Annotated in this window: 15 protein-coding genes and 3 pseudogenes; 8 read left to right on the top strand and 10 right to left on the bottom strand. The window is 40.3% G+C overall.

The window, feature by feature from the left end:
* Positions 1–27: 27 nt before the first annotated feature.
* From sirB1 to hemA, 4 genes are read right to left on the bottom strand one after another with little or no spacing between them, the layout of a single operon-like run.
* Positions 28–837, bottom strand: coding sequence for an invasion regulator SirB1 (gene sirB1 / locus PSE69_RS16165; RefSeq protein ID WP_004919394.1), 810 nt, complete (start codon positions 835–837; stop codon positions 28–30).
* Positions 837–1,682 (bottom strand): peptide chain release factor N(5)-glutamine methyltransferase, encoded by an 846-nt coding sequence (gene prmC, locus PSE69_RS16160; RefSeq protein WP_121874870.1) that lies wholly within the window; start codon positions 1,680–1,682, stop codon positions 837–839. Before prmC ends, sirB1 begins: the two co-directional genes overlap by 1 nt.
* A complete protein-coding gene (gene prfA / locus PSE69_RS16155) occupies positions 1,682–2,764 on the bottom strand; it encodes a peptide chain release factor 1 (protein ID WP_121874871.1) in 1,083 nt (360 codons plus the stop codon). Before prfA ends, prmC begins: the two co-directional genes overlap by 1 nt.
* Positions 2,765–2,795: 31 nt before the next feature.
* On the bottom strand, positions 2,796–4,058 hold the full coding sequence (gene hemA, locus PSE69_RS16150; RefSeq protein ID WP_004919391.1) for a glutamyl-tRNA reductase: 1,263 nt from the start codon (positions 4,056–4,058) through the stop codon (positions 2,796–2,798).
* Between the two features lie 529 nt (positions 4,059–4,587).
* Between hemA and lolB the strand changes: the two genes are divergently transcribed.
* From lolB to prs, 3 genes are all read left to right on the top strand, one after another.
* Complete coding sequence (gene lolB, locus PSE69_RS16145; RefSeq protein WP_042116548.1) at positions 4,588–5,253, top strand: lipoprotein insertase outer membrane protein LolB; 666 nt, start codon at positions 4,588–4,590, stop codon at positions 5,251–5,253.
* On the top strand, positions 5,250–6,125 hold the full coding sequence (ispE, locus tag PSE69_RS16140; protein WP_004919385.1) for a 4-(cytidine 5'-diphospho)-2-C-methyl-D-erythritol kinase: 876 nt from the start codon (positions 5,250–5,252) through the stop codon (positions 6,123–6,125). The genes lolB and ispE overlap by 4 nt, the downstream gene beginning before the upstream one ends.
* 64 nt (positions 6,126–6,189) lie before the next feature.
* Entirely contained in the window at positions 6,190–7,137 is a 948-nt protein-coding gene (gene prs / locus PSE69_RS16135) for a ribose-phosphate diphosphokinase (RefSeq protein ID WP_006661866.1), read from the top strand.
* A 323-nt stretch (positions 7,138–7,460) separates the two neighbouring features.
* Here the strand turns inward: prs and ychH are convergent.
* Positions 7,461–7,734, bottom strand: a pseudogene (ychH, locus tag PSE69_RS16130) (stress-induced protein YchH).
* Positions 7,735–8,033: 299 nt separating this feature from the next.
* Between ychH and pth the strand changes: the two are divergent.
* The 4 genes and pseudogenes from pth (at position 8,034) to PSE69_RS16110 (ending at position 12,033) form a co-directional block, all read left to right on the top strand.
* Positions 8,034–8,624, top strand: a complete 591-nt coding sequence (gene pth / locus PSE69_RS16125) for an aminoacyl-tRNA hydrolase (RefSeq protein ID WP_004919378.1) — start codon at positions 8,034–8,036, stop codon at positions 8,622–8,624.
* Between the two features lie 122 nt (positions 8,625–8,746).
* Positions 8,747–9,838 carry a redox-regulated ATPase YchF gene (ychF, locus tag PSE69_RS16120; protein ID WP_004919376.1) on the top strand — a complete coding sequence of 364 codons (1,092 nt, stop codon included), beginning with the start codon at positions 8,747–8,749 and terminating at the stop codon, positions 9,836–9,838.
* 215 nt (positions 9,839–10,053) lie between these two features.
* Positions 10,054–11,243: pseudogene (locus PSE69_RS16115) on the top strand (tyrosine-type recombinase/integrase).
* A gap of 172 nt (positions 11,244–11,415) precedes the next feature.
* Complete coding sequence (locus PSE69_RS16110; protein ID WP_072502229.1) at positions 11,416–12,033, top strand: Fic/DOC family protein; 618 nt, start codon at positions 11,416–11,418, stop codon at positions 12,031–12,033.
* On the opposite strand, the gene PSE69_RS16105 is transcribed toward PSE69_RS16110, so the two are convergent.
* Positions 12,030–12,194 carry a hypothetical protein gene (locus PSE69_RS16105; RefSeq protein ID WP_014658269.1) on the bottom strand — a complete coding sequence of 55 codons (165 nt, stop codon included), beginning with the start codon at positions 12,192–12,194 and terminating at the stop codon, positions 12,030–12,032. The genes PSE69_RS16110 and PSE69_RS16105 overlap by 4 nt on opposite strands.
* 508 nt (positions 12,195–12,702) lie before the next feature.
* A complete protein-coding gene (locus PSE69_RS16100) occupies positions 12,703–13,047 on the bottom strand; it encodes a hypothetical protein (RefSeq protein ID WP_004919362.1) in 345 nt (114 codons plus the stop codon).
* 110 nt (positions 13,048–13,157) lie between these two features.
* On the opposite strand from PSE69_RS16100, the gene PSE69_RS16095 reads away from it, so the two are divergent.
* Positions 13,158–13,568 (top strand): hypothetical protein, encoded by a 411-nt coding sequence (locus tag PSE69_RS16095; protein WP_121874873.1) that lies wholly within the window; start codon positions 13,158–13,160, stop codon positions 13,566–13,568.
* 135 nt (positions 13,569–13,703) lie between these two features.
* Here PSE69_RS16095 and PSE69_RS16090 read toward each other — a convergent pair whose 3' ends face one another.
* From PSE69_RS16090 to PSE69_RS16080, 3 genes and pseudogenes are all read right to left on the bottom strand, one after another.
* Positions 13,704–14,099, bottom strand: a complete 396-nt coding sequence (locus PSE69_RS16090; RefSeq protein ID WP_230088963.1) for a hypothetical protein — start codon at positions 14,097–14,099, stop codon at positions 13,704–13,706.
* 56 nt (positions 14,100–14,155) lie between these two features.
* Positions 14,156–14,557, bottom strand: a complete 402-nt coding sequence (locus PSE69_RS16085) for a hypothetical protein (protein WP_272675292.1) — start codon at positions 14,555–14,557, stop codon at positions 14,156–14,158.
* A 93-nt stretch (positions 14,558–14,650) separates the two neighbouring features.
* A pseudogene (locus PSE69_RS16080) lies at positions 14,651–15,034 on the bottom strand (hypothetical protein); the annotation flags it as partial.

Here is a 15,034-nt window from a genome sequence, read left to right as displayed (position 1 = left end):
CGAGACAGTTTGCTGTCTGTGCATAAATTAATGTAACACTACTGGATGATTATCTAATGAATATATCTGAATTTTAATCATTTCAGAAATAGGATCTTCTGGGCAGTGTTCAATAAAATAGTTTAAATCATTCAACGCCACATGGTTACAATCTAAATGTGCAAGAATTAATCCACGGTCGCGAATTTCATAAGGGTCTTCAGGATCTAACGTTAATAGCGTCTCACAGACCTTTAACGCTAACTCCATTTTTTTCTCTTCCATTAAAGAGGCTTTCAGCGTGTCAAATAACTTACGAATGATCACACTGTTTTCCGCAACATCGAGTTGATCCTCACCCAACTCAGAGTAGGGATCCACGGTTCCTTTAAGCCACAAATTGAGCGTATGCCATGTCAAGGTTTCCCCATTGACTGGGTTAATAAACCATTGTGAACCATCCTCTTTCTGAGCCAGTAATAACAGCTGAGTTGGAAACACGGCGGGTTCGATATCAATCTCTAATTTCTCAGCAATATAAAGGAAAATGGAACCTAAAGAGACCGGTGTTCCACGCTTCGTTGCTAAGACTTTATCTAGCCAAAGCATGTCGGATAATGCATAGATGCCGTCAGCACCACCAAATTGCCATTGATGATAAAAAAGCGTTATTAGTTGATTAATTTTACTTTCATTATCCGCTTGTAAATCAATAACCGCTTTGGCTGCCTCAACCAAGCTATCCAATCGAGCCTGTACTTGCATAAGAGGAAAATCGATACGAATACTTTGGGAAACTATCATAATACCTTCACTCAAAGGTATTTTGTTAAATTCAATATTTGCTATGGTTTTCATCATATTTCCACTGATTTATTCCACTGCCCAAGCGAAATTCTATCTCGGCCACCATAATCTAGACAGGTTTCAATATTGCTATATCCATACTGTTTGAATAACTCACGAACTGCGGCACCTTGTTGCCATCCATGCTCAACAAGTAACCAACCTTGTGGGTTAAGGTATGATCTCGATGTAGACACAATATGGTCTAAATCTGACAGTCCGTGATTATCTGCCACTAAAGCGGTTAAAGGTTCGAATCTAACATCGCCTTGCTGCAAATGGTCATCATTTCCATCAATATAAGGTGGATTACTCACAATCATATCAAAATGTTGGCAAGACAGTGAGGTAAACCAATCACTTTGTAGAAACTGTACATTGTTAAGCGCCAGACGTTGCTGATTACGCTGTGCTAAAGAAACAGCATCCAGATTAAAATCAACACCGATAATCACGCTGTCTGGACGTTCAGAGGCGATCGCCAAAGCAATAGCGCCTGTCCCTGTGCCAAGATCAAGTATTTGGCAGCGCTGAGCCGGAAGCCGTGCTAGGGCCTGTTCAACTAGACATTCAGTATCAGGACGGGGAATCAAAGTGGCTGGCGAGACAAATAAAGGCAATGACCAAAATTCACGCTCACCAATAATATAGGCGATGGGTTCACCTTGCTCACGACGACATAATAGTGATTCAAGTGCTTCATACTCAGGCTGTGTTAACTCTGTTTCTGCAAATGCAAAAATAAAGGTACGACTCCGCCCTGTAATGTGTTGAAGCAGGATTTCCGCATCTCGTTTAGCACTATCACTCATCGGCAGCCTTGCGACTGCTTGGTCAACCCACTCGCCGTATTGCATTAATCTTGCTCAGACAATGCAGACAGTTGATCTGCTTGATATTCGTTGATAATCGGCTGAATTAACGCATCCAGCTTCCCTTCCATCACTTCATCTAAACGATACAACGTCAAATTGATACGGTGATCGGTCACCCTACCTTGAGGGAAGTTATAGGTACGAATACGGTCAGAACGGTCACCAGAACCTAATAAGTTACGTCGTTCCGAGGCTTCAGCGGCTTGACGCTTATCCATTTCTGCTTGACGGATACGAGCACCTAATACAGACATCGCTTTTGCTTTGTTCTTATGCTGTGAACGTTCATCCTGACATTCAACCACAATACCCGTTGGAATATGGGTAATACGGATTGCGGAGTCAGTTGTGTTAACGTGCTGTCCACCCGCTCCCGAAGAGCGGAATGTATCAATACGTAAATCTGCTGGGTTGATTTCAGGTAATTCCGCTTCCGGTAATTCAGGAAGGATAGCGACGGTACAAGCCGATGTATGAATACGTCCTTGTGATTCCGTTTCTGGCACACGTTGTACACGATGACCACCAGATTCGAATTTCAAGCGACCATAAACGCTTTCACCGGAAATTTTTGCAATCACTTCTTTGAAGCCACCATGCTCACCATCACTAGTGCTCATTAACTCAACACGCCAACGGTTAGACTCGGCATAACGGCTATACATACGGAATAGATCACCCGCAAAAATAGCCGCTTCGTCTCCACCAGCCCCTGCACGAATTTCAAGGAAACAGTTGTATTCATCATCAGGATCTTTTGGCAGCAACAACAGTTGTAATTGCTGTTCAAGCTCTTCATTGCGCGCTTTCGCTTCTTTTAGCTCTTCTTGAGCCATCTCTTTCATTTCAGGATCATCTAACATCATCTCTGCTGTTTCGATATCTTCCTGAACAGTCCGCCATGCCGTAAAGCATTTGGCGACATCTGTCAGTTGAGCATACTCTTTTGATAAGGCACGAAAGCGTCCCTGATCAGCAATCACACCTGCATCGGCGAGGTGTGCTTGAATTTCTTCATAGCGTTCCTGTAATGCTTCCAGTTTTGCGACAATAGAAGGCTTCATTCGTTATATCAGACCCATGATTAAAATGTGGTTATTGATGGTTCAGCCCTAAGCTGTCCCTAAGTAGATTCAGGCGTTCCAAGTCACCATCTCCAGCGGCTTGCTGTAAAGATTTTGTTGGTGCATGGATCAGGCGGTTGGTCAATTGTTGGGTAAGTTGTGTAATAACTTGTTCAGGGTCTGCACCCTGACTAATTGCCGCGAGTGCTTTTTCTGTCATCCCCGCGCGGATTGCCTCAGCCTGCGCTCTGTAATCGCGAATTGTAGACACTGCGGCTTGCGAGCGCAACCAATCCATGAAATGGCTGCTTTCTTGTTCCACGATAAATTCTGCTTCAACCGCTGCGGCTTTGCGCTGAGCAAGGTTTTGCTGAATTATCGACTCAAGATCATCCACCGTATACAGGTAAACATCTCTGAGTTTTTCAATATCAGGCTCGATATCACGAGGAACCGCAATATCAATTAACAACATGGGTTTGCTGCGACGCACTTTCATCGCACGCTCTACCATGCCTTTGCCTATAATCGGTAACGGACTTGCTGTTGAACTGATCACAATATCGGCTTGAGCCAAACGTGTATCAATATCAGACAGCGTGATCACTTCCGCATTAACCTCATTAGCTAATAACTCCGCTCTTTCACGAGAACGGTTAGCGATCATCATCTTCTGCACACCATGCTCGCGTAAATGGCGTGCCACCAATTCAATTGTTTCCCCTGCTCCCACTAACAAAATATTCAAATGTTTGAGTGACTCAAAAATTTGCCTTGCTAATGTACAAGCGGCGAATGCAACGGAAACCGCATTCGCTCCGATCTCTGTTTCGGTACGAATGCGTTTAGCGACAGAAAATGATTTTTGAAATAAACGCTCTAATTCGCTCGACAAAGAATGGTTGTCTTGAGAAAGGGCGAACGCTTTTTTAACCTGCCCAAGGATTTGCGGTTCACCTAAAACTAAAGAATCCAACCCACTTGCAACCCGCATAAGGTGACTGACTGCTCGGTCACCTTCATGCCAGTACAGACTCGGTTTTAAATCTTTATCTGTAATATTGTGAAACTTGCATAACCACTGGATAAGCTGTTCTTGAGCTTGTTCTTGTGATTCAAGGCTCAAATACAACTCAGTTCTATTACAGGTCGACAGCACAACGCCACCGCTCACCTGAGGTTGCTTAAGCAACTCCTCAAGAGCATGGTCGATTTTTTCTGGTCCAAAAGCCACCCGTTCACGAAGGGCTACTGGCGCCGTTTTATGATTAATGCCTAGGGCTAATAGGGTCATTGTGCTTAACTACATTGCTCACATTGCTAATTATTTATCCAGTAGTATAACCACACTACTGTTATTTGTTTATCGACTATTGTAGATGATCTCCGCCCCGCTTTCTATGCCCCGCGAATAATGAAAACCATAAAGATGATCACTACCAAACTTTTTCCATAGAAAACTGCTGACGATTTAGCCGAATTCAACACTATTAGTATTGCTATTCTACACCGCTTTATATCGGAGATGTACCCTTTTTTATTATACTTATTAAGAAATTATCAATATCAATGAGATATGCTGCGATTGTCATCTGTCAACTGATGAATCAAACTATCGATACTCATTGACCAATTGTATAAATAGGCAAAACTTCTTCAATCCGATTGATCATTTAGCTGTTTTAACGCAATATTTTGCCCACTGTCGCACCATATTATCCAGTGAGTCATTTTTCTAAATTGCAATAACACGTTACACTTCAGTGGGTATCAGCTTTGATAAAACCTATTTACTTTTTACTCAATGATTTTTGAGAGTCGCTATGCAACTGTTCACTACTTGGTCTTGTTTCGCTCCTTCCACCGCAAAGCGTTTTTGGCGTTTATTGCCGCTTTCTTGCTTATTGCTGACGGCTTGTGTGACCACTCAACAAACAACAACGTCTGGTACAGGTTCCGCGTCTGATCCACAATGGAAAACCCATTTACAAGAAGTCAACGCACTTCGCAATTATCAAACTCGCGGTTCTTTTGCCTATGAATTTGATGGTAGTAAAACCTATGCTAAATTCTTCTGGCAGCAGTATACACCTGAAAAATATCGTTTATTGTTGACAAACCCACTCGGCAGCCGCGAGTTAGAGCTCACCGTTGAACCTGATTTAGCGCGTTTAACCACAAAAGATGGGCAAACGCATATGAGTGATGTTCCTTCCGAGCTGATTTATCAACTTACTGGCATGGAGATCCCGCTTGAGGACCTGACCGCTTGGTTAACTGGCTCACCTGGGCGCGCAACACAATTTACGCTGGATAAAAACCACCTCCTAAAATCTGTAACATTACAGCAAACCAATGGTGAAAAGTGGCAGCTTAACTATCTTTCTTACAATATGAATACCACTCCAATGTTACCAAGCAACCTTGAATTACGTCAGGGTTCGCGCCTAATTAAGCTAAAAATGGATAGCTGGACTTTACAAAAATGACGTTAACATGGCCTTCCCCTGCTAAATTGAACCTTTTTCTCTATATCACAGGCCGTCGAGCAGACGGCTATCACGAATTACAAACACTGTTTCAATTTCTTGATTACGGTGACGACATTACCATCACCACGCGGGCAGACGATCACATCAATCTACTCACGCCAATGGAGGGAGTAGAACCAGAACAAAACTTAATCGTCAAAGCCGCAAAATTATTACAACACTACTGCCGTGATACTTTAGGCTATTCAGAACCTCTCGGGGCAGATATCAAAATCAATAAAATATTGCCAATGGGCGGCGGTATCGGTGGAGGCTCTTCCAATGCGGCCACCACACTTATTGCATTAAATACTCACTGGGGAACAGCAGTGAGTGATGACGTGTTAGCGGAGCTAGGTAAAAGCCTTGGAGCAGACGTTCCCGTTTTTGTGCGAGGCCATGCCGCTTTTGCGGAAGGAATAGGTGAAATTTTGACTCCAGCCTCGCCTAAAGAGAAATGGTATCTGGTTGCACATCCAGGAATTGAAATCTCAACTCCGATGATCTTCACAGATCCGCAATTAAATCGAAATTCTCCAAAACGCTCACTAGCCGCATTATTACTGGCTCCGTACGCAAATGATTGCGAACCAATTGCAAGAAAACGTTTTCGTGAGGTTGAACAGCTCGTTTCTTGGCTGTTAGAATATGCCCCGTCTCGCCTTACAGGGACAGGTGCTTGTGTTTTTTCTGAATTTGAAACACAAGCGGATGCCCTTAAGGTGTTAAATAAAGCCCCATCGTGGGTGCATGGTTTCGTCGCTCAAGGGGTGAACGAATCGCCGTTGCACAAATTCCGCGCTGGGATAACCCGTGTATTGCACCAATAATAACGATTTAGCATCGGTTATTGGTCAACAATATCTCTCTGGACGCAAGCCTGAGGTTTTTCTCGTGCCCGATATGAAGCTTTTTGCTGGTAACGCTACACCGGAACTAGCACAACGTGTTGCTAACCGCCTTTACACTAATCTTGGAGACGCGGCTGTTGGTCGTTTTAGCGACGGCGAAGTCAGTGTTCAAATTAATGAAAATGTTCGCGGTGGTGATATCTTTATCATCCAGTCAACCTGTGCACCAACCAATGATAACCTGATGGAACTGGTTGTTATGGTCGATGCGCTGCGCCGTGCATCTGCTGGTCGTATTACCGCTGTTATCCCTTACTTCGGTTATGCTAGACAGGATCGTCGCGTACGTTCTGCCCGTGTACCAATCACCGCTAAAGTTGTTGCCGATTTTCTGTCCAGTGTAGGTGTTGACCGTGTTCTCACCGTTGACCTACACGCTGAGCAGATCCAGGGCTTCTTTGATGTTCCTGTTGATAACGTATTCGGTAGCCCTATTCTTCTGGAAGATATGTTGCAGAAAGATTTGGAAAACCCAATCGTTGTATCTCCAGACATCGGCGGCGTCGTCCGTGCTAGAGCAATTGCGAAACTGTTAAATGACACTGATATGGCAATCATCGATAAACGTCGTCCTCGTGCGAACGTTTCCCAAGTGATGCACATCATTGGTGATGTTTCTGGTCGTGACTGCATTTTAGTCGACGATATGATAGATACTGGTGGCACGCTGTGTAAAGCGGCTGAAGCTCTGAAAGAGCGTGGTGCAAAACGCGTATTTGCATACGCAACTCACCCGATTTTCTCAGGTAATGCCGTAGACAACATCAAAAATTCAGTCATTGATGAAGTCATTGTTTGTGACACAATCCCTCTTTCACCTGAAATTAAAGCATTGAACAAAGTTCGCACGCTGACACTTTCAGGCATGCTGGCCGAAGCAATTCGCCGTATTAGCAATGAAGAGTCAATTTCTGCGATGTTCGAGCACTAAGAATTAATTAACGAGGTAGCAATATCTCGTTTTTCTATATTGCTTTGAAAATCAAAGAAATGTCATAATTTAAGTAGCGCCCCTACGGTTGAATATCAACCGTAGGGGCTTTATTTATCCATTCATTTTTACTCACCATAGCCTACAGGTAACCTCGTTGGCTTAATTTTTCATATTACCATGGTGATAAAATACGCACGAAAGAAGAGAGAGTTAGAGATAAATAAAAAAACAAAAGAGTGATTATCTAAAATATGAAATCACCCTTCGTTGCTAAATAAGATCAACTAATATTGTTAGTCCACATAAATTAAAAACAAATATTATGGATAACGATGGTTATCTTTATTTGAATGTGGATAATGTTTTATTAGCCAGTAACCGGTCAGCAATTTTTTCTCTACCGCCAATTCTCGCTCCAGTTAACCAGATCATCGCACCAACAAAGATGCCAAACAAGGAGCCCATTGTGATCATGTCCGGTAAATTGAGACTAAATATATGGGAAGATAGGTTCAGTGCAATACTTCCTATCATAACGATTAGCCCTAACGCCATCAAAATATTACCAACCAAAACTGCTGTTTTACGTTTCATATCTACCTCCTATCTCAGTAGACTGATAAGCAAAGCATAATTGAAATATTCGAAAAAATTATATTGTTATATGATTATTATAGTGTAATAAGTAAAATTGTTTGCGATGGCTATCACATGGTGAGACTTTTCCCATAATTTCTGTACAAAAGATGCTTTTTTTAAAAATATTTTTCCCGAATAGTTTCATACGAAACTAAATAAACACCCCATTGCCCTATTTCAATTTTGTACATCCCCCCTATCACAAGGTAAACTAGATATAATTTTTTGACTTAACTGACAGTGAATAATTAGCCGTGAGCAAAATAAAACTAATTGTTGGCCTCGCCAACCCAGGTGCTGAATACGCCCAAACTCGTCATAATGCTGGAGCATGGTATGTTGACTTACTTGCCGAACGCCATAACCAATCTTTAAAAGAAGAAGCAAAATTTTTTGGTTATACCGCCCGTATCAACCTTAATGGCAACGATGTTCGGTTACTTGTTCCAACCACCTTTATGAATTTGAGTGGTAAATCGGTTCTGGCTGTTGCTAACTTCTATCGCATTAACCCTGATGAAATTTTAGTCGCGCATGATGAATTAGATTTACCCCCCGGTGTTGCAAAAATGAAATTAGGCGGCAGTAATGGTGGGCATAACGGTCTTAAGGATATTCAAAACAAGTTTAGTAATAACCCAAACTTTTATCGTTTACGCATAGGTATTGGTCATCCAGGCGATAAAAACAAAGTTGTTGGTTTTGTTTTAGGCAAACCACCTGCATCTGAGCAAAAACTCATCGATGAAGCGATTGATGAGTCCTTAAGGTGCACAGATATCTTACTTAGTGATGGGATGGATAAAGCGATAAATCGCCTACATAGTTTTAAAGCAACAGCGTAAAATCAGTGTACGTAAAGAGTTCATTTCATCAAAAACAACTTTTTGTGTATAATCAGCGCCAATTTTCTAACATTCAGGAGCAGCGCTCGCCTGCCCCTTGCTATTTTTAAGGTGAGAAACATATGGGTTTTAAATGCGGTATCGTTGGTCTGCCTAACGTGGGTAAATCTACACTGTTTAATGCGTTGACCAAAGCCGGCATCGAAGCAGCCAACTTCCCTTTTTGTACAATTGAGCCGAATACGGGCGTTGTGCCAATGCCAGACCCACGTCTTGACCAGTTGGCTGAGATTGTAAAGCCACAACGTATTCTACCAACTACGATGGAATTCGTTGATATCGCGGGTTTAGTCAAAGGCGCCTCAAAAGGAGAAGGTTTAGGTAACCAGTTCCTGACTAATATCCGTGAAACGGAAGCTATCGGCCACGTAGTGCGTTGCTTTGAAAACGACAATATCATCCATGTGGCAGGTCAAGTTAACCCTGCTGAGGACATTGAGGTTATCAATACCGAATTAGCGCTCGCTGACCTTGATACCTGTGAACGCGCAATACATCGCATACAAAAGCGTGCAAAAGGTGGCGATAAAGATGCTAAAGCAGAATTAGAAGTATTAGAGAAGTGCTTACCCCATCTTGAAAACGCAGGCATGCTGCGTACTTTAGATCTTAGCGCAGAAGAAAAAGCACTGATCCGTTATTTAAGTTTCTTAACACTCAAACCAACAATGTATATTGCGAATGTTAATGAAGATGGCTTTGAAAATAATCCTTATTTAGATACGGTAAATAAAATTGCTGAATCAGAAGGTTCTGTCGTCGTTCCTGTTTGTGCCGCTATCGAATCAGATATCGCTGAATTGGAAGATGAGGAGCGTGATGAGTTTATGGCAGATCTTGGCATTGAAGAGCCTGGTTTAAACCGCGTGATCCGTGCAGGTTATCAGTTATTGAACCTACAAACTTATTTTACTGCTGGCGTGAAAGAAGTTCGCGCATGGACGATCCCTGTCGGTGCAACAGCCCCACAAGCCGCCGGTAAGATCCATACTGACTTTGAGAAAGGCTTTATTCGAGCTCAAACTATCGCATTTGATGATTTTATTAAATACCGCGGTGAGCAAGGCGCTAAAGAAGCCGGTAGAATGCGTGCAGAAGGTAAAGATTACATTGTTCAAGATGGCGATGTGCTGAACTTCTTGTTTAATGTGTAAGCCTGCGCTTTAGCCTTATATTATTTCACAAAGTATCAAATCATAATAAAACAGCATAAAATTCATGATATTAACTGGGTTTTATGCTTTTTTATGCCTCATTAAGTTTCATAAAAGCTCGTGACTAAATGAGTATGTAACTGGGTACAACTTATTTATCCTCCCTTTTTAAGTGAGTATAATAATATCAACTTACATAACTAGTTGAACTTATTATGCTTACTGATACAAAATGCAGAACTGCAAAACCTAAAGAAAAACTTTATCGTATCAATGAATTCAACGGTTTGTACCTTAAAATGAAACCTAATGGTAAAAAAACATGGCGATTCCGTTTTCAACTAAATGGAAAATCAAGCATGCTTGCATTAGGTCACTCCCCATTAATAACACTAGCTGAAGCCAGATCTAAATGTGATGATGCCAGAAAACTCGTATCAGAAGGAATTAATCCAACACAAGCTAAGCAACTAGACAAGATCAGAAAAGCGAACGAATCTGCAAATATATTTCAAATCATCTCAAAAGAATGGTTGAAATGAAAGATTAGGCTGATGTGACAAAATACCGTCGCCTTGATATGTTGGAGCGCATTGTATTTCCTTCTATCGGCAATGACCAATAAGAGAAATTACATCTCACCATATTCTCAAAATATTGCAGCGTGAAGTTCAAAGAGGTGCTCCAACAGTTGCTGCTGAAGCTAAACGGACGATATCCTCGATTTTTGAATTTGCTGTTGCCACATTAAGAGCTGATAGCGATCCTGTATGGGCAATAAGAAAAGCTCTCCCAGCAAACAAAACTCAACATAAAAAAGCCCTCACTACAGATCAAATAGGTCAATTACTCAATAACTTTGATAATAGCCGTGGCACCTTTCAACTAAACTATTGTATGTGGTTAATGTGGTGGACGCTTTCTCGTCCATCTGAAGTCGCTGAGGCTGAATGGTCTGAATTCGATCTTGATAATGCACTTTGGACAATTCCAGCTGAGCGAATGAAAGCATGAAGAGAACATATTGTTCCTCTACCTACACAAGCTATTGCGATTCTAAAATCTCTTTATGGTTTTACTGGTAGCCGTAAACATTTATTTCCCGGTCGGGATTCTTGTCATAAAACCGATGTCTACCAACTCACTAAGGCAATTTCTTAAAACGAGAGGTTGGAGTGCTATATATAGCCCTCATGCGACACGCACAACAGGCAGCACACGATTAAATGAGCTTGGATATAGACCTGATGCTATCGAAGCACAGTTAGCCCATATGGACTCAAATAGTGTTAGACATTCATATAACCATGCAACTTATCTTGAAGAGCGCAAAATCATGATGCAAGATTGGGCTGATAAACTTGATATTTGGGTAAAACGAGCCAATTTTGAATTAAAACCATGATGCATGGGTGTGTTAGCTTTGAAATATAACGATATTTATGAATTTTTTAGAAAAACCTATAATTTAACCTACACTTAATTAATCCGTTGATTTATAGGTAGTTATTATTTATTTGATGTTTTTAGCATGATAACGTACAAAATTCATACCCACACCAAAAGAACACGCTTAAATGAATAGATATGATGTATCTAACAGCGAAGGAAAATTTGCTGACGGCTCTGATGAAGAGGTACTGGCTAACAAGCTAGGACTTTCAAACGTTGATGATATCAATGACGCAGAGCTTGTCCTGTTAGAAAAACTGTATCAAGTCATTTTTGAAGAACAATTCCCCACTGAGCAAATTACTGTATCTCTTATTCAGCGTTGGCACCGCCAATGGTTAGGGAATGTTTACGAGTGGGCTGGTCAATTACGCACAGTGAATATTAGCAAGGGTGGTTTTATGTTTGCCCCTGCGGGTCGTGTTGCAAAGTTACTTGCTCAATTTGAAAAAGAGTATCTAGCGAAGTACACGCCTTGCACCAATATGAGCCGAGAACAGGTCATAGAAGCTATTGCCACAGTGCATGTGGAGTTAATTCTGATACATCCGTTTAGGGAAGGAAATGGGCGCTTATCGCGCTTACTCGCCGATGTGATGGCGGTACAAGCTGGGTTTCAACCGTTAGACTACGAAAGTTGGACTCAACAACCCGAGCAATACATTGCAGCAATCCACGCAGGGCTAAACCTTAACTATGAACCCATGAAATATTGGGTTAATGAAACCTTGAAAGCGAACTAAATCGCCAGTTTCAAATGCCCGAACTTCTCACGCTTAGCTTTCATCTCTTCTTCAAGGCGACGGGAGTCCTGCCCTGTTTCAATCGCTGTAGAGGTTGCTACCGATCGAATGAGTTGAGTACGAGTTGGCCTTGTTGCTTGAATTAATTCATTCTTTTTCATGGTAGTCTCACATCAAACGGGCGATAGTGCATTTTATCATCGTTGGTTTATATGGCAACATAGATCTTATGGCGAAACTATAACCTTAAAGCTAGATATCAATTTAAAAACCACTGTTTTTAGCTCTATCCTTGGCTATCTTTAATACTTCATTATATGAATACTTTGACGTATAAAAAACATGTTCCCAATGGGGAGGAACTTCTGACATTCTTACTGTAAAAGCATGTTCATTTAATAATTCTAATAAATATCCTCGATGCATCCGAGATATAGACCCATTCCAGTATATACCACTACAACTTAACTCTTTAAGGGCATCATCCAATAAGTGATTTTTTATTTTTTTCTTTCATATTCATGAGTCCTTAAAAATATACATTTGTGAAAATAAAAAAATCAAAACAGGCATACTTGAACAGTCAAATTAATTACCATTAGCACATTCTCACTTTGGCTTTCAAAATAAGATTACTACCTAAAAATGACTCCATGCAAAATTACCCTATTAAAACGATAATTTCTTCCACCATTCACTCTCATTGCCATCCACAACTTGAATATTAACACCTAGGTACTTGTATGTTGCTTTAGCTTTATCTATAAGACGCTTATCCCTACAAACAAAATAATCGCATGCAGTTGCATAAATTACATGGGTATGATCATGTAAACTAGACTCTACTTTTTTCATTTTTTCTAGTTTATAACCAAATCTATTTAATTCCCTTAATACTAAATCTACCATGCTTTCGACCAAAGAAAAATCATGCTTTATTTTATCATAGCATTCATTATGCAACTCCAAAAAATAAACAGCCAATTTTTTTATATTCTCTAAATCCAGTTCCAATTAAATACATTGCAGTTTTATTAATTAAATCCAATTTTTCTTGGGTTTGAGGATGTAACTGCATACCTCGTTTATATAACTCCATTATTGAAGGCGGTACAGCCAATATATTGAAATCTGTTTCACCGTTTGAATACTTGATTGATACCCACAGCAATGACATTTATCAGGATACACTCCGCAACAACGCCAGTTTTTACCGTTTCCTTGCCACACTGCGTCCTGAAACTCCATTGGACGTGTTACGACAACATGGGCGAATTAGTTATCAGCCTTGTTGGAAACTTCCTCGTATAGCACAAGAAGAGTGGCAAGGTTTATGGGTGCCGAATGAGACTGGCTGGGAAAGTCTAAGTGAGGAAAATATTCATCAGACAAGAGGAGTTGGTGAGTGGCCTGATTTACCCCATAAAAGCATGACCCCCTTGGTGCATGGGCTACAAGAGGACGGTGGGGATTATTTACGGTATTTAATTTATTGGAAAAGCCAGTGTTTAAGTGTAATTACCAAGCAATTTTGACGTATCCACATTATCAGCGTCAGCCCAAGTCCAGACTTTCATAGTCCCCAATGGGCTGTATATATCAAAGAGCCAATTATCCATATTGATATCAAAAGGGACACTGGTGACCGTATCCATCACTCAAATGAATACTTAGTAATAGGTATAGATATATTGTGTGGTTTTTGTGATCTCAGGCTTAAATTTTGTCTTGGTCGTAGTAGTGGTTGTCATCAAACAATTTCCATGTAAATCTTTTTCCTGACATTTTATCGTATCAAAGCTGTAAAGCTGACCATTTTTATACAACTCTGACACCGTTTCATTGGGAAAGCCTTTTGAATCATAGTAATATTTTATCTTTTGTAAAAAGACATTCACAGGTTTATCAGACTCAGAATCAATAACACTTTCCAGTTTATTCAGATGATTATAGTTATATTGAAATGCTATTTTTGCGCCATATTGCTCACCAACCCTGTTATTAATAAGTCCATTATTCCAGTTAATAACTGAAACAGAAAAAGTATCGTCTGAATTTTCTGACAATTCACGGCGTTTATTTTCTTCATCGGCATCAGAAAAGACTCTATTTTTAGTCAGAACTATTTCCTCATTTTTGATAATCCGCCCATTGCTATCAGTGTAATAAAATAAGTTGCATTGGTATAGCTGGAGTTACTGGAGGCACTGAAGTCAGAGACAGCTTTAACATGGTAAGGATTACTGCCAATTAATTCCCCGTCTGAAACAAAGATTACAGAATCCGACGGTGATATGACTCTTTGAGATTCCCAGCTGAATTCAGTCAGCTCATTACAATCTGAGAATTGATATACTCTTGTTCCATTATCGGTTTTACCGTATTTATTTTCAGGTCTCGTGTGTATGGTTTTTACAGATTTTACGGGACCATAAAAAATATCACCGGTAATTATATAAGCGTTCTGTTTGTTAATATTTCTCTGCTCATTTGAGCACGTTTTTAAAGCAAGTGCATCAGACATAAACAACAAAGAAAGCAAAGAGATAATAATGGGGAGTGTTTTACATTTCATATAAAAATATTACATCCATATAATGTGTATAAGTTAGTGTTTTTATTTTTGGATCATGGATTCTGATATTTCAAGTAGTTTTTTATACTCAGGTTCAACTTCAGAATTAAGAATAACATCGCCATTTGGATACTTTAAAAAAGAATCTTCGCCTTTCTTTTTTGCCCCAACCCAGTAACTTTTTATGTTAGATCTATAATCAATATTTATATTGATATTTTGAGTGTTTATTACTTTATAGGTCATAGTTTCATATTTAGCTATTAACCAAAATTGTTTGACATGCCCCCCTATAAATCGCTCGCTAATCAACGGAAATAATATTAACTGCTCATTTATATCTCCTGATTTTTTTTCATAGCCGCCATCAAAAGTCGCTGGTGCATTGTTATCAAGCACAAAGGTGGCTTCCATACCAAAGTTTTT

Source organism: Providencia sp. PROV122, from assembly GCF_028482365.1.
GTDB lineage: Bacteria > Pseudomonadota > Gammaproteobacteria > Enterobacterales > Enterobacteriaceae > Providencia > Providencia stuartii.
Note: the sequence above shows the minus strand (reverse complement) of the source record. Positions and strands in the feature narration are given on the sequence as shown.